Raw genomic sequence first — 19,683 nt, 5'->3', positions numbered from 1 at the left:
AGTTGAATCCAGATGTGGCATATCGAAAATAGCTGTTTCCACTCAACCTGGCTATCGTAAACTACCGCTCTGGATCGCTGTAAAATGCTCATGAAGAAGGAGATTATGCCCCATGCGTGCAGATCAACTAATTAAGAATGTACATGTGTATAACAGTTATTATAAACGATTTGAAATGAACAACGTGGCTGTACTGGACGGCAGATTCATGTATGTCGGGTCAGGCGGACCGGAGATGATTGTAGCCGATGAAGTGATTGATGCACGGGGACGTTACATGATTCCAGGCCTCATTGATATTCATCTGCACATCGAGAGTACGATGGTGACACCGGCAACTTTTTCCCATGGCCTGATCCGTTGCGGGGTAACGTCCATTGTGGCGGAACCGCATGAGATGGCGAATGTGTTTGGTTTGGAAGGTGTGCAGGAGATGATGTCGGCCAGTCGCGAGACAACCGTGGATATGTTCTACGCTATCCCAAGCTCCGTTCCGGCGACACCAATGGAAACAACGGGCGGTTCAATCGAAATTGAAGACATGGATGTGCTTCTGGCTACTGGAGAGATTATTTGTCTCGGTGAGATCATGAACTATGTGGACGTCATCCGTGACCCGGAATGCAAGACCAACCAGATCCTCCAGCATATTCGCCAGAACTATCCCGATCTTGTGATCGAAGGTCATACACCGAAACTGCTTGGGCTGGATCTGCACCGACTGATCTATGCGGGCGTGGATTCCGATCATACGCATCAGAGTATTGAAGGCTTGCAGGCGCGAATTGCGGCAGGCATGTTTATAGAAATTCAGGAAAAATCGATGACGCCAGAAGTTATGGAGTACCTGATTCAGCATGATGTTGCTCAGCATTTCTGCTTTGTAACGGACGATGTTATGCCTGATTCGCTGGTGGAACGGGGACATTTGGATCATATCGTGCGTAAAGCCATTCGGATGGGTATGCGCCCTGAAGATGCAATTTACGCTGCAACCTCGACTCCTGCATCCCGGATGAAAATGACTGATCGCGGTAGCATTGCCCCAGGCAAAGTGGCGGATTATGTGCTGCTGTCCAACTTAGATACACTTGCAGTAGAGCAAGTATACAAAAATGGCCGTAAAGCTTATGACGACTACGAACCGTACAAGCAAGACCGGATCAGTGGACAGTTTCCACCTCACTTTTACAAGAGTGTGCAGTTGGATCTGCTGGGAACCGAGGATTTTGCAATTCGTTTGTCTGATCCGAAGGTGAGTGGGAAAAGTGAAGCATCAGCCTCAGACGCGCAGTTATCTGAAAATGGGATAAACAATTGCCGGGTTATGATTGTGAAGGACGGTTCAACCTTTGTGGAAGAGCATATTGCCCAAGTTCAGGCTGCGAATGGTGAACTGCTCTGGGAAGAGAGCGAATTTGGACAGATTGCGACCTTTGAACGTTATGGTGTGAACGGTAACCGGGCACATGGTTTGATTGGTGGAGACACGATTAAGCGTGGGGCCATTGCGACAACATATTCACATGACAACCACAACCTTTTGGTCGTAGGGCGCAATCGTGAAGATATGATCTTGGCAGCTAACACGGTAATTTCGAGCCAGGGTGGATTCTGTGTGGTGGAAGACGGCAAAGTATTGTCCCATCTCGAACTCCCTGTAGGTGGCATTTTGACGGAGGAACCGCTGGCGGTAGTGTCCCATCAAGTGAAAAAACTGCGTGCAGCGATGTTGTCTCTTGGCTATGTGCACTATAACCCGATTATGTCGATAAGTACTCATTCCCTGGCGGTAAGTCCAGCTCTGAAAATTACGGATCACGGCCTGATTGATGTGAATGCAGGGAAGGTTGTACCGTTGATCATCTAATTTAAATACACACATTTCGTGATGTACCTCCAATTAGATTGTTGATCGTGGAGTAGTTGTATTATAAAAAGAAAAGTCCAATACCCCGTATCGCCACGATGAGTCGCGTTACGGGGTATTGTTGTATGACCAAGGATTTAAAATCATAATTCCTATGTACTGAGCCTGGCAAGAGGAACATTGAGCTAGATTTTGATCATTCCTTTTAGCGACCATTCCAAATATTTGGATACCGAAGGCGCGACCCATTTTCGGCTATCATTTTCATGATTCCATACAAAGACGTCTTCTTTACAAATTCCATCCCCCGTCACTGGAAACGCGAATAAATCGCCAATTCCACTTTCACCGAAAAAGACCAAGTTATCAAATGGCATATAATATTCTTGGAAGTGTTCGTCCCGATAGTGTTTGTTTTCATTCTTGATTCGGTCTATTGGCCATATTAGACCTAAATCATAAATGGCTTTTACCCCATTGGTTTCCAACAATATTTCCTTTAGTTCACGGGGCAGAGCGACATGGAACAAGCTCTCAACCTTTGCAAGTTCGTCTCCCGATGCAGGAGAACTGAACGTATATTCTTCTGAAAGTCCCTTGAAATAATCTTTCCACATGAAGGAATCCTCCCCGCATTATGCAATTGAATCGTATGACTTATATGAAAAATCGTCGTATTGTTCAATGAAAAGAAGGTAGCCCTTTTTAGACTGGCCTTACTGCTGATAACAAATAACAATAGGGAGAGTTCTGTAGGGCTACCTTTTCTAAAGCTTGCTTACCAAGTAAGCCAACCACTCGTTCGTATATAATTGTGAAGGAGATCGTATTGCTCGGTGTACATCAATCGTTTCATTTTGGTTCTATACAGACGATAATCTTGTTTACGAGCCGGTTTACTTTCTTTGTTAAAATGAGTGCTCTTGATTCCTTTGCGGAAATCTTTGAGCTTCTCTTTTCTTGGATCAATGAACTTCTTGTTGTTTTTCTGATTATGCGATTGTTCATTTTCCCAAGATTGAATCTCTTCCTGTGCAAACATCTTCATCCCCGTTGTGCCGGGTTAGATTTTGGCTTCGGGAGCCATGGCCTTAGACACAACTAATAGAAGAAGACTTTCGGATTGAACATAAGCATCACCTCTGAGATAATAGATAATTCATCCTTATTTTAACATATATAATGGATCTTTATGCTACTCCAAGTACGGGGTAATCATGTTTAAGCACGCATACTTGTTTGGACTGGCCAACTCAATGCATATATAGTAAGAAGAGAATGTTTGGAGCCAACACCAGGAGGATAAGTAGCAATTATGGAAAAAACAAATAAAACGAGAGCTATCTTTTTCGATGTAGACGACACCTTGTATGATCACTTGCTGCCGCTGAGAGGAGCACTACAGGAGGTTCTTGGTCTGCCAGACGATTTCCCGTATGGTGAGGCATACCATCGTTTCCGTTATTATAGCGACTGGCTGTCTGCCCAAGAAGACTTGTCTGCTGTACCCGAACCGGAAGCGGTGGAACGGATGCGTCATCGCAGATTTGAGCTGACCATGGCGGAATTTGGACTACCCCTGCAATCGGGACAGGCTGAAGAATTGCAAGCACAGTATTTAAGTAGACAGTTTCGGATCCAGCCCTTTGAGGGGGCATATGAACTTATACGGAGACTTCTTGCAGAAGGGCATACAGTAGGGTTAATTACCAATGGAGAAGGGAAACATCAACAGCGGAAGCTTGAAGCGCTGGAAGTATTCAACCTTATCCCAGAGGAACGGATTTTCATTTCGGGTACACTTGGTTACGCCAAGCCGGATCGCAGATTGTTTGAGCATGTAAGCAGGCAGACGGGATCGGATTCCAGCTCCAGTTATTACATCGGCGATTCTTGGCGCAATGATGTTGTCGGTGCAGTGGATGCCGGATGGAAAGTGATCTGGTTCAACCATCGTAATGCTTTGCCAGAATCAGAGCATCAGCCTCATCATGTTGCGCGTAGTTATGAAGAGGTAAGCCGTATCCTTACATCCGAGTTGGTTCAACAATAAAGCATGCGCTATGTGCATTGGTGCAGTCCTGATTACTCGTTTGAGGATCAGGGCTTTTTTTGTTGTTGAATACGGAGTGAGGATTGTCATTGTATATAAGCGGAAATCGCGGTATAGATATTGTGTGTAAAGGTGTTGGAAGAGTCTTTCCACATGAGTCAAAGATGAAGCACAGCTTCATGGAATCTTCATTTGAAAGAGTAGTCTAAAGCCTTCACAAAGGATATGGGCAATGTTATAATTAAAACAAGATTTAGATTAAGTCTAAATTAAATTAAACAAACGAAAGCAAATTAAACTAGGTTATCAAAATAAAAACTATATCGTATTCGAGAGGGGATAAATTCCATGAGCACAATCCAGACTAGAAACAATACTTTTGCAAACCACGCCACTGAACTTCAGGAGGTCCTGAACCGCCTGATCGCAGGCTGGTCTGTACTGTACACCAAACTGCACCACTTCCACTGGTATGTCAAAGGTCCTCACTTCTTCACACTGCATGCCAAATTCGAAGAGTTATATAACATGGCTACAGCGAATATGGACGAAGCCGCAGAACGCCTATTGGCCATTGGTGGACGCCCGGTCGCAACGATGGCTGAACAACTGCGGTTGTCACCAGTTGAGGAAGCACAGGGACAGTTCTCGGCTGAAGACATGGTAGAAACAGTAGTTGCCGATCTGAGAGCCATGGTGGGTGTAATTAACCAGGGTATTCAAGCAGCGGGCGAAGCCGAGGATAACGCAACCGAAGATATGCTGATTGGATTCACCGCTGCATTGGATAAAGAGGTCTGGATGTTAAACGCATTTCTGGGCAAATAAGCTAAGTTCCCCTGCATCCGCTGACAACCATATGTAGAGTCCGTGAACAAAGTGCCCGTTCGCTTACAAATCCGGTGTGCTTGCCGTATAATGATGGCATTCAAGATGTAAAGATTGGTGGAGTGAATAATGCGGACAGACCTGGAAGAACTGCGGGATGAAGCTGAACGGTTTATATATAGATGTTATGAAGAGCTGGGCCAATCGCGTGAAGACGCGCAGGCCCGGCTTGTTGCAGTTTTGAATGAGATTGAGCACACAGGCACATATGTGCATACTGCGGATGAACTGGAGCATGGTTGTAAAATGGCATGGCGGAACAGCAACCGCTGCATCGGACGGCTGTTCTGGGATAAACTGCGCATTATCGATGCACGGCACGCAGATACCGTTGGAACAGCAGCGGATGCTGTGCTGACGCACATCCGAGCGGCTTCCAACGGAGGTAAGATCATTCCAATGATTACGATCCTTCCACCTGATGGACCGAATGGAGCACCCGTGCGGATCTGGAATCACCAGTTAATTCGTTATGCAGGATATGAGACGACGGATGGTATTGTAGGCGACCCTGCATCCGTTGAGCTAACGAAGACAGCAATTTCGCTTGGTTGGAAGAGGGAAGGCACACCATATGATGTGCTGCCTTTGATTATACAGGCACAGGGGCAAGCTCCAGAGTGGTATTCAGTGCCCGAGGAAGACATCGTGGAAGTGAGGATTGAACACCCGGAGCGTCCCGAGATTGCTGAATTGGGCATGCGCTGGTACGGTGTGCCGATGATTGCCGATATGCGGCTGGAGATTGGCGGTATATCCTACCCGGCAGCTCCATTCAACGGCTGGTATATGGGTACTGAGATCGGTGCGCGTAATCTGGCGGATACGTTTCGGTATAACAAACTGCCTGCGGTAGCGGTAGCCCTTGGCCTGAATACGTCGAGTGAAACGACGTTGTGGAAGGATCGGGCTCTGGTAGAGCTGAATGTAGCTGTGCTGCATTCGTTCAAGAAAGCAGGCGTGAGCATTGTGGATCACCACACGGCGGCAGCGCAATTTGCCTTGTTTGAGCAGCGGGAGGAGAAGGCTGGGCGCGAGCTGACAGGCGATTGGGTTTGGCTGATTCCGCCCGTGTCTCCGGCGACGACGCATATTTTCCACAGCTCCTACCGCAATGAGATTGTGAAGCCGAACTTTTTCTATGGAGATCATTCCTATAAGCTGGATTCAGAACAAGTAGAAGCTGAACGGATGGACTGGGAAAGCCAACAACTCGTGGGGGATCACCAGCCTACGGCGGAGAATCCACCAATGAAATGCCCGTTTGCACACTGATGTTTACGAGACTGTGAAAAATATAATCGAGAGGCTTCTTCGGGAAGTGGTTTCTCTCGTAAGTTATAACGCTAACGAATCGAGCGCACCTTAAAAGGCGAATTATCGTGGAATGCCAAGTTTAACGAACTTCAGTGGCGTTATTCCGGTATAAACGCGCCCGAACCTGTGACATAATCAGTAAATCAAGGAAATAACGCCTCTGTGATTCGTTAAAACGCAGCAAAGTGGAAATTGAAGCGAATAGCGCATGCTCAGTTCGTTAGAAAGTAATTATGCTAAAAAGGGATGTCCCCAGTCATGTAGATGACTTAGGAGACATCCCCTTGTTCGTTTACCCCCGTTTGGCTCTGTAACGGCTGTGCATCACCGCCTGAACAGCGATAGCGGCAGCGATCAGAAGCAGATTAAACACGAACACAGTGTACAGCGATCCATACTCCACAAGCAGCGCAGCCACCAGAGGGGAAACGATCGAGCCAATCTCGGCGGCAGAGACAATTTTGCCTATGACGGAGCTCCTGCCCTCGTCCGGGATGTGATCCCCGATATGCGCAAAGAACGAATCCATGTAACATGCACCGCCAACGCCGCCGATCAGCATGCCCACGTAAACCCACACATAAGAAGATGTACTCAGAAAAACGACCACTTCGATGCCAATCATCAGCATGCCGAACATGCAGAGCAGCAGGCGATCCCCCATCCGATCAGACAAGTAACCTGCTACAGGGGCAGCTGCAAGTGTAGAGATTCCGGCAACGGTAAAGGCAAGGCTGGTCGCAAACGGGTCCCAGTGCATGATATGAGCAGCATATAGTGCAAAATAAGTCAGAAACACGGCATAGGCGCTCATCTCCAGAAAATGCACCGTACCGTAGCCAATCAGTTGTTGCCGCCGGGTAAGTCCGGTGGATGGTTCTGGAATGGTTGGGCTAGGTGTATCGTTGACTGTAGAAACGGTGTAATCCGTATCCATAGGCGTTTGAGTTTGTTTTACAATACTTGAAGACTCGCTTAAAGTCTGACCGTTCACCTCAATTTCAGATGCATGATCTGCTTTTGATGCCGACTTTATCCCCATTGCCGCAACGACAGCCATCAGACAGCACACGGTAACGAGTAAAAAAGGCACGGACAATGGCCAGTGCAACGAGAGCCAGCCGCTGATGACCGGACCCAGCACCATTCCCCCGCCTTCACTGCTGCTGATATAACCGTTGAACAGCCCCCGGTTATCGACATTGCTCCCGTCCCCGATGATGGAACGCACGACGACCGTAAGCCCGGTCGAAGCCAGCCCTTGCAGCAGCCGTAACAGGCCGAATAGTAGCGCGGCAGAAGTTACAGCGAACCCGCCCATACAGACAGCGAGAAGCAGCAGCATGGCAATCAGTGCCCGCTTGCCCCCGATTTTCCGATAGAGTGCCGCAGCGGGCACCCCGCCAATTACTTTTCCGACATAAAAGAGTGCAAAAATAACCCCCATCATCCAGCCAGACAGGCCGAATTCCTCAATAAACAAGGGGAACAGGGGCAGGATCATGAAACCGCCCATCTGACTAAGAAAACAAATGATCATCAGCAAAGGCAGGTTACGGCGAATATCCACCAACAAGACTCCTTTCGCACATAAACTGAACTCTGATCGTCCTTCAATAGCTCTACCTGAATGCGTAGATATCGACATATACCCGTAATGTATGCTGTATTTGTTAGAATAAGAAGAAATAACACATGGCGTTTACATCAAAACCATTGCGGATATAGCTGAATCATATATAATAGATGGGATTTGTAATGAAGCATGCATGAAAAGAAGTGTACAGGCTCAAGGTATACCTCAAGTTTAAAGGGGGCGAAATGAAGCATGTCAGAACAACAACCGATTATCCGGTTCGACCGGGTGACTCAGCAATACGATCAGGATGAAGCCGTATTGAAGGAAGTCAGCTTCGAGATTGAGCGGGGTAAATTTTATACGCTACTCGGCCCGTCAGGCTGCGGGAAAACAACGATATTGCGCTTGATCGCCGGCTTTGCGGAGCCGACACAGGGCAGTATTTATTTTAACGGTGCAGTGATTAACCAAGTGCCGGCCCACCAGCGGCAGGTGAATACCGTATTTCAGGATTACGCGCTATTTCCACATTTGAATGTATTTGAGAACGTAGCTTTTGGTTTGCGGATCAAAAAAATGAAAAGCGCTGATATTCGCGACAAAGTGCTGGAAGCACTCAAGTTCGTTAATCTCTCCGGTTATGAAAACCGTGAAATTGGCGAGATGTCCGGCGGACAACGGCAGCGTGTTGCGATTGCGCGGGCGATTGTCAATGAACCCGAGATTCTGCTGCTGGACGAGCCACTCTCTGCACTCGATCTGAAGCTGCGGACCGAAATGCAGTATGAACTGCGTGAGCTGCAACAGCGATTGGGTATTACGTTTATTTTTGTCACGCATGATCAGGAGGAAGCCTTGGCAATGTCGGATGAGATTTTTGTCCTGAACGGGGGCGTCATTCAACAGAGCGGCACGCCCAATGATATCTATGATGAGCCGATTAACCGCTTTGTGGCTGATTTTATTGGCGAATCGAACATTGTATCCGGCAAAATGAAGCAGGACTTTGTCGTGGAATTCGCTGGCGCACAGTACGAATGTGTCGATCAGGGGTTGCAGAAGGACGAGCCTGTGGAGATTGTGATTCGTCCAGAGGATATGGAGATTACGACCGAGGAACAGGGCAAAATGCAGGTCAACGTGGACTCCCAGCTGTTCCGCGGGGTGCATTACGAAATATCCACCTACGATGACGCAGGCAATGAGTGGCTGGTTCATTCCACCAAGAAAGCTGTGGTAGGCGATCGTATTGGTCTGTATTTTGACCCGGAAGCGATCCACGTCATGCGCTTTAACGAGACGGAAGAAGAGTTCGACAAACGTCTGGAAGCCTACCAAGAGGCCGTTCATGCAGACTAAGGCGAGTACACGCAATGCGTATCTGATTCCATATGTATTATGGATGGTGTTGTTTGTAGTTGCTCCGGTTCTGCTGGTGGTGTATTACTCGTTCTTCGATGTGGAGGGCAATTTCACGCTGGGTAACTATGCCCGGTTCTTTACACCTGTGTACATGCAGATGACTCTGAGCTCGTTCTGGTATGCTTTTCTGATCACGGTGTTCTCACTGTTGGTCTCGTATCCGACGGCGTATTTACTAACTCGTACGAAGCACAAGCAGCTATGGCTGCTGCTTATTATTTTGCCAAGCTGGATCAATCTGTTGTTAAAAGCGTACGCCTTTATCGGCCTGTTCGGCACGTATGGCCTGACCAATTCCCTGCTTGAAGTGGTGGGTATTGGCACGCAACAGATTCTGTTCACCGATTTCAGCTTTATCTTTGTCTCGGTGTACATCTTCATTCCGTTCATGATCCTGCCGATCTTCAACGCGCTGGAAGAGATGAATCCGTCGCTGATCTATGCGGCACGGGATCTTGGGGCATCGTCATGGCTGACGTTCCGCCGGGTCATCTTTCCGCTGACACTCAGCGGAGTGAAATCCGGCTGTCAGGCCGTATTTATTCCGGCATTATCCTTGTTCATGATTACCCGCCTCATTGCGGGGAACCGGGTAATTACGCTGGGAACAGCGATTGAGCAGCATTTTCTCGTCACCCAGGACTGGGGGATGGGCTCGACGATCGCCGTCTTTTTGATTATTGCGATGGCGATCATTATGTTCCTGACCGGGTCAGGCAAGAAGGAGGTGCGTAATGGGAAGAAACGGAAAGCTGTCTAACGTCTATCTGGCCGTTGTATTCGCCATACTGTACGCACCGATCGCGTATTTGATCTTCTATTCCTTCAACAGTGGCGGTCATATGCGCGGCTTCGAAGGGTTTACATTGGAATGGTACAGGGAGGTATTTGCCGATACCCGGCTGCTGATTATTGTACTGAATACGTTTATTATTGCGCTCCTGTCCTCGGCGATCTCGACGATGCTCGGTGTGGCAGGGGCACTGGCGATCTATCATGTACGGCGCAAACGGACCAAGAATACGTTGCTGTCACTCAATAACGTGCTGATCGTTAGTCCGGATGTCATCATCGGTGCATCATTTCTCATTTTGTTCACCATGATTGGCATCAAACTTGGATTCACTTCGGTATTGTTGTCTCATATCGCATTCAGCGTGCCGATTGTCGTCATCATGGTACTGCCGAAGCTTCAGGAGATGAGTCCAACCTTGATGGATGCGGCGCGTGACCTGGGTGCGGGATCATGGCAGATCCTGACTCGTGTGGTGCTTCCATACGTCAAACCGGGTATTTTTGCCGGGTTCTTCATGGCCCTGACATACTCACTGGATGACTTTGCAGTAACATTCTTTGTCACAGGTAACGGCTACTCCACACTTTCGGTGGAGATTTATTCAAGAGCAAGGCAAGGTGTGTCATTGTCCATCAATGCGCTATCAACGCTGCTATTCCTGCTGACGGTGCTGCTGGTGGTTGGGTACTACTTCATTAACCGCCGTGCAACACGGATACCACCCGGAGGAAAGGGGCTGCGTCCATGAAGCAACTGGTACGGACATTTGCGATTGTATTCATCGCTGCCTTTGCCCTGATGATTCTGGCCTCGTATCTGAACAAGAGTCAGGGGTATTCGGGCGGCAACACGCTGACCATCTATAACTGGGGCGATTATATCGACCCTGATCTGCTGAAGGAATTTGAGCAAGAGACAGGCATCAAGGTCATCTATCAGACGTTTGATTCGAATGAAGCGATGCTGACCAAGATTGAGCAGGGCGGAACCACGTTTGATGTGGCGATTCCTTCCGAATATGCGATTAGCAAAATGAAAGAAGAGAACCTGCTCGTTCCACTGGATCACAGCAAGCTGCCCAATTTGAGCAACATCGACCCACGGTTTATGGACCTGTCCTTCGATGAGGGCAATAAGTACTCCATTCCTTACTTCTGGGGAACAGTGGGGATTGTGTACAATCCTGAACTGGTCGATGGGTTAACGTTTGAGAGCTGGAACGATCTGTGGGACCCACGTTTGAAAAACCAAATTCTGCTGCTCGACGGTGCCCGTGAAGTGATTGGCATGGGGCTGAACAGCCTTGGTTATTCGCTGAACGATACGAACGAAGACCATCTGCAGGAAGCTTTGAAAAAGCTATCCACCCTGACGCCTAACGTCAGAGCCATTGTCGGTGACGAGATCAAAATGCTGCTGGCGAACGAAGAAGCAGCGGTTGGACTCGTATGGTCCGGGGATGCTTCGGAGATTATGGATGAGAACGACAAGCTGGATTACGTCGTTCCTGAAGAAGGCTCGAACCTATGGTTCGATAACATGGTCATTCCGAAGACAGCGAGTAATATTGAAGGCGCTCATCAGTTTATCAACTTTATGCTGGACCCGGATCATGCGGCCCGTAATGCTGAATATGTCGGGTACTCTACACCGAACGCCGAGGCATTGAAGCTGCTGCCAGAGGATATTTCGGAGGATGAGCGATTCTATCCGGATGAGACGCTCACAGGCAAGCTGGAAGTGTACAATAATCTGGGCAAAAAAATGCTCTCGCATTATAACGATTTGTTCCTCGAATTTAAAATGCATAGCAAATAAAAGGCATTTAATTGAGACGTATAGCGTCTCTCTGATTCGTTAAAACTCAAATGGGAGCAAATGACCGCCAATAGTGCGTGTATAGTTCGTTAGAATAAATAGGGGTGCTGCTCGTCATTTCACTTGAATGACGAGTAGCACCCCTATATTTTTACCCTGCTTCAAAGCAAATAGCTCAGGAAGTTGTCTTATCTTTGTTTACACGTTAACGGAGGGGACAGAACAAACTGGAGAAGCGAAGCGCTCGCCTTTATCGCCGGATTTTACCCTTTATTAAGGGGAATCAAAAAATCCGGCGATAACAGCGATCGAAAGTTGTTCTGTCACCGCAGTGGTCTAGTGTAAACGACATAAGATCTACATGCGCTTTTTGCGTCCCACAATGATCCACGCCCCGCCCATAATCAGCCCAATCGCCACGAACGGTTGGACAAAGGACAGACTGTCCAGCATCGTGCCAATCGACATGACGGAGAAGAATAACAGCGAGATAACCGTCAGAATGTTGATCGGAATCAGCAGCCATTTGTTACGGCCACCGAACCAATACAATTCAAACAGACCTACCGCTACCGCAAGAATGAAGCCAGGCCACATCGTGCTCCAGTTGCCAAAGAGCATGGCGATCTGGCTGACAACACCTGCCGTAAGCAAGATGCCTCCAGGAACCAGCAATCCAATTCCTCGTCCAATCATGGAGAAGTAGAGCCAGTGGAAGAACAGCCCCAGCGGAATCACAAATAGGGTGGGCCAGAATGTGGCGAAGATCGTACCTGGACCGAGTGAACCTCCCTGGTTCAAAATCAGGTACACGCCCAGCAAAATAAGGACGGGCGCAAGGATGGTGCGTTTAGCCATGATATCTCTCCTTTTCAATACAAGATCAATTCCCGAACGGTCATGGAGTATGTTTTCTCGTTATTCACAGCATACCATGAACCGCAAAAGGGTATCCTCGGTCTTTGGAGTTAAACTGGACCTAGACTAAAGTCTAGGTACGAAATATGCAATCGAGATCAGTCCAATCAAAGGCTCCACAGAAACGTTCCGTCTAAGATGGCTGGATAAATTGATGGAGATGGGGATGAAGCAGGGTGGGCGGAAATAAACCCTATGACAACCCAGTCAGTGAATTCTATCCAATGTCACGTAAGTTAGCTACGCGAAGAAGCCCACTCCGCGAAGAGTGGGCCTTTTTCTTTTATAAAAGAGGGTAATTCCTCACTTCACCACATCCGAATGCTTCTTGCCCCAACTGTTCACACCATCATCTTCGATAATGGAAATGGCTGCATCGGCGATGTCGGGATCTGTCATTAACTTCTCCTGAATACGGAACTTGATATCATCGGCATCGGCAAGGCTCAATCCTTTGGTCAGTTCGATCAGACCCTCGACGTGGTAATAACGGCCTTCCTGAATAATGCGCATCATCTGGATATCTGCAACATGAGTGTCGGCCAGAATGGTCTGGGATACTTTGTCCTCAACATCCTGTGGAGCCGCTACACCAATCAGTCCGATCATATTGTCATAGCCGACACGGAAAGCGACAGCGATCATCAGGCATCCAATAATGGTCGTCACGATTCCATCGAGCAATGCAAAATTGGTCAGTGCAATGACAACAACAGAAATCAGGGCGAGTGTCGCACCGATTACCGCTACAACATCTTCGTAAAATACAAGGCGTGTTGGCGGCGCGGCACGTCCTACATTTTTGATTGCAGCAGGGAACAGGGCCAGGCCTGACGCTTTGGGAGCGCGTGCTTCCTTAAGAATTTCTTTCATCGCTTTGATCAAAATGGCTCCATCGATCACAATGTTAAGCACCAGCACACCGATGTTAATCCAGAGACCGCCCGAATGACCAGCAGGATGCTGTAAGAGGTGAATCCCTTCATGAATCGTTTCATAGGCCATAATGGTCACAACGATAACGGCAATCATACAGAAAATGTTGATGACCCGTCCGAATCCGGTTGGAAAGCGGCGTGTAGGTTTTTTCTCGGACAGTACACTTCCGACAAAGACAAACCCTTGGTTGATGGCATCGGCCAAAGAGTGCATCGCCGAGGCGAACATGGCGCCACTGCCACTGAATAGAAAGGCTCCTCCTTTGCACAGTGCAAGTACCGCATTACCTGCCATGGCTACGGCCGAGGAGGTGTTTCCCTTTTTGACGAGAGACATCAAGCTCTCAGACTTTGGTTGTTCAGCCACTTCGAATGTTCCTCCCAGAAAAATGTGATAGGTGTAGAAAGAGTAATCCATCATTACAGCTTGTTCATTTCCACTAAATGTTATTATAGCTTGCTTTAGAGCTCCCAGCATTATGCAAAAAAGGTCATATCACTCCAAACACCCGTGCAGTTTCACACGAGTGTTTGGTTATTTTTATATATGGAGTTATATAAACCAATCCATCGATGATCAATCAAATTTCCAGCAAGACAGGCTCAGGTTGCCATACTGATAGGCTTTGAACAGGAGTGATGCTTGCTTGTTCTGGTCTCCGGCGCCCATGGCGAGCAGCAGCGGCACAAAATGCTCTGGCGTAGGCACAGCCGCTTGGGCGGATGGTGCGAGCCTGTCATAGGCAAAGAGGGATTCTGTATCCCAGCTCACCAGCTTGTCATGCAGCCAGTTGTCAAACGCCATGGCCCAAGGATCAGCGCCTGCGCTTTCCCAGTTTAACTGACGCAGATTGTGTACCGTTCCACCACTGCCAATGACGAGAACATCCTGCTCACGTAATGTGGCGAGCGCCTGTCCTACCCGATAGTGCTGTTCACTGGACAGATAACGATTTACAGACAGAGCAACAACCGGGATATCCGCATCCGGATAGAGCAGGCGAAGAACGACCCAGGCGCCGTGATCCAGACCACGAACGGAGTCGCTCTCTACCGGAATCCCAGCATCCGCGAACAGACGCTGAATTTCCGCTGTTGTCTCTTCATGTCCTTGTGCCGGGTATTTGATCTGATACAGCTCGGGTTGGAAGCCACCAAAATCATAGATAGTCTCGTAATTCGCTACCGAGGAAACCAATTGGGTTGTAGATTCCCAGTGAGCAGAGAACAATACGATTGCTTTGGGTTTCGGGAGTTCCTGTCCGAGCTTTTGCAGAAATTCAGTGTACGCATTCTCCTCCAGTGCGAGTGATGGTGCACCGTGAGCGACAAACAGGGATGGCATCATTATGAATTCAGTCCTTTCAGGTCTTCGGCAGCCAGCTTGGCATCCGTCCGAAGCCATTGTTGAAATTGTTGATATAGATCGGGGGTGACTTGGTGCCCACCGCGATATGGAACATACGTAACGTTATGGGTGTGTTCACGGAAGAAACTTGCGTTATCCTCGCCAAGTTGCAGCGGGAAGAGATGATCCTGATCGCCATGCGATATGAATACAGATAAATCCGAGTTGGGGCGAACCTTGTATTCGTCTTTCACAAATTGCGGAATGTAACCACTCATAGCTACAATTCCCTTGATTGCATCTCCCATGATTAGCGAGAGTGTCATCGCCATAATGGCGCCCTGACTGAATCCGGCGATATAACGCCGTGCGGGATCTATGGCATATTTGGCGGACAAGTTTGCGACTAACTGCTGCAACCCCTGAACAGACGCGTCGAACAATTCCCGGACGGGATGGCCAATGCTTTTAATCTGAAAATAGGCGTAGCCGCTACCCTGAACAATGGGCCCCCTTATGGCCACGATAATAAAATCGGACTGAAGAGGCTCCATTAAACGAAGCATATCCTGCTCATCCGAACCCATGCCATGCAGGGCAAAGATCACGGGATAGTGTTGTTCTGTATTGTAATCGGAAGGAAGCCGAACCTCGTAAGTCAATGAATAACTCAATGGAATCACCACCTGATAAGAAATGATAATCTAGATAAAGTTTACTTATATAAAACTAATATTCTTATTGATAAACAAAATTTATCATGATTCCATTGTAGGGTCAATATTTTTTTTGTATTATGAAAATATGTTCCGTATAAGAAATCTATATTAATCTAATAACGTTGTATCAGGCAGATCGCTAAAGTAATGCACATATTACTCCCAAGGACGTGATAATGATGATCAAAGGAATCGTGCCTATTCTGAGGATATTTGATGAAGACAAAGCGAAAGAGTTTTACCTGGATTACCTGGGTTTTCGATTGGATTGGGAACATCGATTTGAGACAGACTTGCCGCTATATATGCAGATCTCCCTCGATTCCATTCAATTGCATCTATCCGAACATCATGGCGATTGTACGCCTGGAGCGGCATTGCGGTTGGAGACGGATGCGCTGGATGCATTACGTGAGAAGCTCAATCGGAAAAAATACAAACATTCCAGACCGGGCATTTCCGACACGCCGTGGAATCTAAGGGAAATGACAGTGATTGATCCGTTTGGCAACCGGATTGTTTTTTATGAACCTGACGCAAAATAGATTGAAGAGTTGATATTTCTATAGAAGAGGAGGTTTTGCAACATGGATATTGGCCTAGCCATTCGTACGATCCGCAAACAGAAACAGATCACCATCATGCAAATGTGCGAAGGTACGGGGCTGTCCAAGGGGTTTATCAGCAACGTGGAAAATAACAAAACCTCACCTTCCATTGCCACACTCGAAAGTATCGCGGATTATCTGGAAGTTCCACTGCCTTACTTGCTGCTCTCACCAGAACAACGGATGAACGTGGTGCGCAAGGATGAGCGCAAGGAAACAACTGCCGGGAGCGGGCAGATTAAAGTACAGCATCTAACGGCAAAGGGTGCCATGCGGATGTCCATTGTGGAGCTGCCCGCAGGTGCATCAACGGGGGTAAACAAGCATGCTGGAGAAGAAAGTCACCTGATTCTGCAGGGCAAGATTCGCGCAGAGCAGTGTGAGGATGTAGAGATTCTGGAGGCGGGGGATTCATTTAGCTGGAATGCCATCGTTCCCCATGAAGTAACCAATATTGGGGAGGAGCCCGCGGTGGTGCTGATCGCCGTGTCCAAGGAGCTGGATCTGGACCATTTGTGGGACGCATAAGCAGAGGATAATGGAATGGAGAAATGAGAGAAGTAACGCTGCATTAATCATAAGGGTAGAGAATAATCAGCGCGATGAATTGTATTCGGACACGATGGCGGCTGCTGAATATGTAAAAGGCCGCCCAGAGGTTTCTCGGGCGGCCGGATGGCGACGGATTGCACATTAGAAATGGTTGCTTCCGTCATTCATTGTTCTTTATAAATGGTTCGACTACTCCTGCTTACTGCGGGTTAGTTGTCCAGATGCCTGCGGCTTTAACAAATACACGGTCCGACAGCTTGAGCGTCGCCAAAGCCAGTTCAGCTACGTCCTCCGCTTGCATCATGCGGTCTTCGTCTCCAACTTTCAGTCCGGCATTGGTTGCCAGCTCTGTGTTCACCGTACTTGGTGTTAATGCAGTAACCCGGATATTGGATTTACGTACTTCCTGCATCAGGGATTCGGTCATGCCGAGCAGGGCGAATTTGGATGCACAGTAGGCTGAACCCGTTGCGAATCCACGCTCACCAGCAGTAGAGGCGATATTAATGATGCTGCCACTGCTTTCCTTGATCATGCTAGGCAGCACAGCACGAGTTACATAGTATGTACCCATGACATTGACATGCAGGATACGCTCCCACTCTTCCGGGTCCATATCCAGCAAGGTGCCGAAGCTTGCGATACCTGCATTGTTGATAAGGATATCCACCGCGCCAAGCTCCATCTCAATAGCAGCTACGGCTGCCTCAGCCTGAGTGCGATCCGAAATATCCGCAATGGCACTAGTTACTTTTACACCATATTCCTGACTCAGCGATTGCTGGAGAGCCTCCAGATCGGAGGCCGTCCGAGCAATAAGTCCGAGATGTACACCTTCCTTGGCAAGTGCCTGAGCAATGGCACGGCCTATCCCTTTACCGGCGCCAGTAATGACAGCCGTTTTATTTTTAAGTTCCATGTGGGTAACTCCTCCTTAGAATTGGACTAGCATTTAATTATACTATATTACCCACAGTTCGAATATTTGCTTCATCATAATTTAACATTATTGCTTGATCTTGATGCTGCCTGAGGTGGTGCGAGCTTTGATAACATCACGGCTTACCATGGGGGAATCAGGGATACTCACATCACCGGAAATAGCCTGTGCGTCAAATATACCTTCAAAATCAGGCGCTGCCTGTATGGAAATATCTCCAGACTGCCCCGATACATCCATTGAACCGGAGGATGTTTGCTCGATCTTCACACTGCCGGAAGTGAATTTAACGTTTGCCGCACCGTTTAATTTCATAATTTTGGTATCCCCTGACTGCACACTGCGGGTTACATCGCCATTCATGCCATCCAGCGTGAAGCTTCCGGAAGTTTGTTTTACTTCCATAGTTCCCTCAATTGCCGTGGCTTTGATGTCCCCTGAAGCTAGATCCAGTTGAATGGTTGGTACATTTATGTCCTGAAGGTGAATGCTCCCAGACGTGTTGTTAAGGTCCAAGGTCTTAGCATGCAGACCCTTCAGATCCAGATCACTGGAAGTAGAGACGATGTTGACGTCATCCAGCTGATGTCCTTCAGGCAGCGCAACCGTGATCGTTTGCTGCTGAGTATTCCAATAAAGGGTGAAAAATTGCAAACGCGAGCGCCCTTTCTGGTTTAACGTAAAGGTTCCATCCGTGATCGAGGCCTGTTTAAAACCTTCAATTGTGGCCGGGTCCCACTTACCATCCACTTCAATGTAACCATTGGAATCGGGACTTACTACGAATTCAATATCTGCGCTAAAGTTAGAGTTCATCATGATGTTGTGCAGCTCATCGTTTTTGAATTCCCAACGTTTGGAGTAGGCTTCTCTCTGATCTCCGAACTGAACTCCGTATATGGAGGTTCCGAGCAGGCCGATGCCGATACATAGTATCGCTAAAGCGATCCACTTTTTGGTGCTCATGGTTAGACATCTCCTTTCATCGTCTTTTGATTCCATCTTATATATTGAAGAGTGATCAGCTTAAAGGCTTTAAAAATCCATTTTGTCAAAAGGGCAAATAGAATGCCTATACCGAATACTCCAATCGAAACGAATATCTCAGAATACTCGAAATGGTCAAGATATAAGAAATCCACTGCTGCAGCGACCGGTGCCAATACCAGCAGCGACAGACTGGCAATTGTGAGCCATACCGACCACAGCATCAATCCTAGTGGAATCGCCAGCATGATGTTCAGGAAAAAAAGTCCGATTGCCGTGAAGAAGCTGCGTGCAGCGCGATTTCCTCTTTGCTGAGGACGCATTTCTTCGAATGTTGGCGCATAGAACGGATCAGATCCTGGCGTCTGTGCATCATACCGATCACCGAGCGCTTCTTTTGCAATCTCGATCGGATGCCCCAGTTCCCTGGCAATTTCTTCTTCCGGTCTTCCTTCTCTTAATCCCATCTCAAAATGCTGTTCATAATCAGCGAGCAGTTCTGCCCGTTCCAGCGGGTCCATTGGTCTCAGATGAACCTCCATTGCCTGCATGAATTGTTGTCTATTCATTGGGGGTACCTTCCTCTATAAGATTTGCGACATTGCGCACAAAGTTATTCCATTCATTCGTAAGAGTCTTCATATAGTCACGACCAGTATCAGACAGTTTGTAGTATTTACGCGGTGGTCCTTCACTGGATTCTTGCAGGTAAGTTGTACAATATCCGTCATTGACCAATCTTCGCAAAAGGGGATACAATGCACCTTCCGCCACTTCAATATGCTGGGATACCGCTTGAGCCAGTTCGTAGCCGTAACGATCCTGGCGGTTGATCAGCACGAGTACGCATAGTTCCAGCACCCCTTTTTTGAATTGAATATTAACATTCACTTGGGTTCCTCCTTGTTGCTCTATCCAATCACTAGTGTG

At 47.8% G+C, this 19,683-nt stretch carries 22 protein-coding genes; 11 read left to right on the top strand and 11 right to left on the bottom strand.

Annotated features, from left to right (window positions below):
- Window positions 1-112 precede the first annotated feature (112 nt).
- Window positions 113-1,870 carry an adenine deaminase C-terminal domain-containing protein gene (locus QP794_RS09070; protein ID WP_285075902.1) on the top strand — a complete coding sequence of 586 codons (1,758 nt, stop codon included), beginning with the start codon at window positions 113-115 and terminating at the stop codon, window positions 1,868-1,870.
- A gap of 185 nt (window positions 1,871-2,055) precedes the next feature.
- Here the strand turns inward: QP794_RS09070 and QP794_RS09065 are convergent, their stop codons facing one another.
- Entirely contained in the window at window positions 2,056-2,487 is a 432-nt protein-coding gene (locus QP794_RS09065; RefSeq protein WP_285075901.1) for an SMI1/KNR4 family protein, read from the bottom strand.
- Between the two features lie 161 nt (window positions 2,488-2,648).
- The gene (locus tag QP794_RS09060; RefSeq protein ID WP_285075900.1) at window positions 2,649-2,912 is read right to left on the bottom strand and encodes a hypothetical protein; all 264 of its coding nucleotides are present in this window, start codon (window positions 2,910-2,912) and stop codon (window positions 2,649-2,651) included.
- Window positions 2,913-3,185: 273 nt separating this feature from the next.
- Here QP794_RS09060 and QP794_RS09055 point away from each other — a divergent pair, with 273 nt between their 5' ends.
- From QP794_RS09055 to QP794_RS09045, 3 genes are all read left to right on the top strand, one after another.
- A complete protein-coding gene (locus QP794_RS09055) occupies window positions 3,186-3,923 on the top strand; it encodes an HAD family hydrolase (RefSeq protein WP_285075899.1) in 738 nt (245 codons plus the stop codon).
- 348 nt (window positions 3,924-4,271) lie between these two features.
- A complete protein-coding gene (locus tag QP794_RS09050) occupies window positions 4,272-4,751 on the top strand; it encodes a Dps family protein (protein WP_285075898.1) in 480 nt (159 codons plus the stop codon).
- Between the two features lie 129 nt (window positions 4,752-4,880).
- Window positions 4,881-6,086 carry a nitric oxide synthase oxygenase gene (locus tag QP794_RS09045; RefSeq protein WP_285075897.1) on the top strand — a complete coding sequence of 402 codons (1,206 nt, stop codon included), beginning with the start codon at window positions 4,881-4,883 and terminating at the stop codon, window positions 6,084-6,086.
- Window positions 6,087-6,420: 334 nt separating this feature from the next.
- On the opposite strand, the gene QP794_RS09040 is transcribed toward QP794_RS09045, so the two are convergent.
- Window positions 6,421-7,698: an MFS transporter gene (locus QP794_RS09040; protein ID WP_285075896.1), complete on the bottom strand. Its 1,278-nt coding sequence runs from the start codon at window positions 7,696-7,698 to the stop codon at window positions 6,421-6,423.
- Between the two features lie 258 nt (window positions 7,699-7,956).
- On the opposite strand from QP794_RS09040, the gene QP794_RS09035 reads away from it, so the two are divergent.
- Genes QP794_RS09035 through QP794_RS09020 form a run of 4 tightly spaced genes read left to right on the top strand, consistent with a single transcriptional unit; the run spans window position 7,957 to window position 11,743 of the window.
- A complete protein-coding gene (locus QP794_RS09035) occupies window positions 7,957-9,066 on the top strand; it encodes an ABC transporter ATP-binding protein (protein ID WP_285075895.1) in 1,110 nt (369 codons plus the stop codon).
- Entirely contained in the window at window positions 9,056-9,889 is an 834-nt protein-coding gene (locus tag QP794_RS09030; protein WP_024632841.1) for an ABC transporter permease, read from the top strand. Before QP794_RS09035 ends, QP794_RS09030 begins: the two co-directional genes overlap by 11 nt.
- Window positions 9,864-10,673 carry an ABC transporter permease gene (locus QP794_RS09025; RefSeq protein WP_024632840.1) on the top strand — a complete coding sequence of 270 codons (810 nt, stop codon included), beginning with the start codon at window positions 9,864-9,866 and terminating at the stop codon, window positions 10,671-10,673. Before QP794_RS09030 ends, QP794_RS09025 begins: the two co-directional genes overlap by 26 nt.
- Complete coding sequence (locus tag QP794_RS09020) at window positions 10,670-11,743, top strand: ABC transporter substrate-binding protein (protein ID WP_094937573.1); 1,074 nt, start codon at window positions 10,670-10,672, stop codon at window positions 11,741-11,743. Before QP794_RS09025 ends, QP794_RS09020 begins: the two co-directional genes overlap by 4 nt.
- Window positions 11,744-12,100: 357 nt before the next feature.
- Here QP794_RS09020 and QP794_RS09015 read toward each other — a convergent pair whose 3' ends face one another.
- The 4 genes from QP794_RS09015 to QP794_RS09000 all read right to left on the bottom strand — a co-directional run bounded on the left by QP794_RS09015 (window position 12,101) and on the right by QP794_RS09000 (window position 15,621).
- Window positions 12,101-12,601, bottom strand: coding sequence for a hypothetical protein (locus QP794_RS09015; protein ID WP_285075894.1), 501 nt, complete (start codon window positions 12,599-12,601; stop codon window positions 12,101-12,103).
- A 363-nt stretch (window positions 12,602-12,964) separates the two neighbouring features.
- Window positions 12,965-13,966 carry a cation diffusion facilitator family transporter gene (locus tag QP794_RS09010; RefSeq protein ID WP_094937602.1) on the bottom strand — a complete coding sequence of 334 codons (1,002 nt, stop codon included), beginning with the start codon at window positions 13,964-13,966 and terminating at the stop codon, window positions 12,965-12,967.
- Window positions 13,967-14,176: 210 nt separating this feature from the next.
- Window positions 14,177-14,947 (bottom strand): dioxygenase family protein, encoded by a 771-nt coding sequence (locus QP794_RS09005; RefSeq protein ID WP_285075893.1) that lies wholly within the window; start codon window positions 14,945-14,947, stop codon window positions 14,177-14,179.
- The gene (locus QP794_RS09000; protein WP_285075892.1) at window positions 14,947-15,621 is read right to left on the bottom strand and encodes an alpha/beta hydrolase; all 675 of its coding nucleotides are present in this window, start codon (window positions 15,619-15,621) and stop codon (window positions 14,947-14,949) included. Before QP794_RS09000 ends, QP794_RS09005 begins: the two co-directional genes overlap by 1 nt.
- A gap of 221 nt (window positions 15,622-15,842) precedes the next feature.
- Between QP794_RS09000 and QP794_RS08995 the strand changes: the two genes are divergently transcribed.
- The 3 genes from QP794_RS08995 to QP794_RS08985 are packed head-to-tail and all read left to right on the top strand — an operon-like array spanning window position 15,843 to window position 16,971.
- On the top strand, window positions 15,843-16,211 hold the full coding sequence (locus tag QP794_RS08995; protein ID WP_285075891.1) for a glyoxalase superfamily protein: 369 nt from the start codon (window positions 15,843-15,845) through the stop codon (window positions 16,209-16,211).
- A gap of 42 nt (window positions 16,212-16,253) precedes the next feature.
- On the top strand, window positions 16,254-16,802 hold the full coding sequence (locus QP794_RS08990) for a helix-turn-helix domain-containing protein (RefSeq protein WP_285075890.1): 549 nt from the start codon (window positions 16,254-16,256) through the stop codon (window positions 16,800-16,802).
- Between the two features lie 10 nt (window positions 16,803-16,812).
- Window positions 16,813-16,971: a hypothetical protein gene (locus QP794_RS08985; RefSeq protein WP_285075889.1), complete on the top strand. Its 159-nt coding sequence runs from the start codon at window positions 16,813-16,815 to the stop codon at window positions 16,969-16,971.
- 54 nt (window positions 16,972-17,025) lie between these two features.
- Here the strand turns inward: QP794_RS08985 and QP794_RS08980 are convergent, their stop codons facing one another.
- The 4 genes from QP794_RS08980 to QP794_RS08965 form a co-directional block, all read right to left on the bottom strand.
- On the bottom strand, window positions 17,026-17,745 hold the full coding sequence (locus tag QP794_RS08980) for a 3-ketoacyl-ACP reductase (protein WP_079347818.1): 720 nt from the start codon (window positions 17,743-17,745) through the stop codon (window positions 17,026-17,028).
- Between the two features lie 87 nt (window positions 17,746-17,832).
- Window positions 17,833-18,732 (bottom strand): DUF4097 family beta strand repeat-containing protein, encoded by a 900-nt coding sequence (locus QP794_RS08975; RefSeq protein WP_285075888.1) that lies wholly within the window; start codon window positions 18,730-18,732, stop codon window positions 17,833-17,835.
- Window positions 18,733-18,734: 2 nt separating this feature from the next.
- Window positions 18,735-19,322 (bottom strand): HAAS signaling domain-containing protein, encoded by a 588-nt coding sequence (locus QP794_RS08970; RefSeq protein WP_285075887.1) that lies wholly within the window; start codon window positions 19,320-19,322, stop codon window positions 18,735-18,737.
- The gene (locus tag QP794_RS08965) at window positions 19,315-19,644 is read right to left on the bottom strand and encodes a PadR family transcriptional regulator (RefSeq protein ID WP_024632829.1); all 330 of its coding nucleotides are present in this window, start codon (window positions 19,642-19,644) and stop codon (window positions 19,315-19,317) included. The genes QP794_RS08970 and QP794_RS08965 overlap by 8 nt, the downstream gene beginning before the upstream one ends.
- Between the last annotated feature and the right edge of the window lie 39 nt (window positions 19,645-19,683).

The sequence above is a fragment of the Paenibacillus sp. UMB7766-LJ446 genome (genome assembly GCF_030226665.1).
GTDB lineage: Bacteria > Bacillota > Bacilli > Paenibacillales > Paenibacillaceae > Paenibacillus > Paenibacillus vandeheii.
This window is presented reverse-complemented; position numbering and strand designations above follow the sequence as displayed.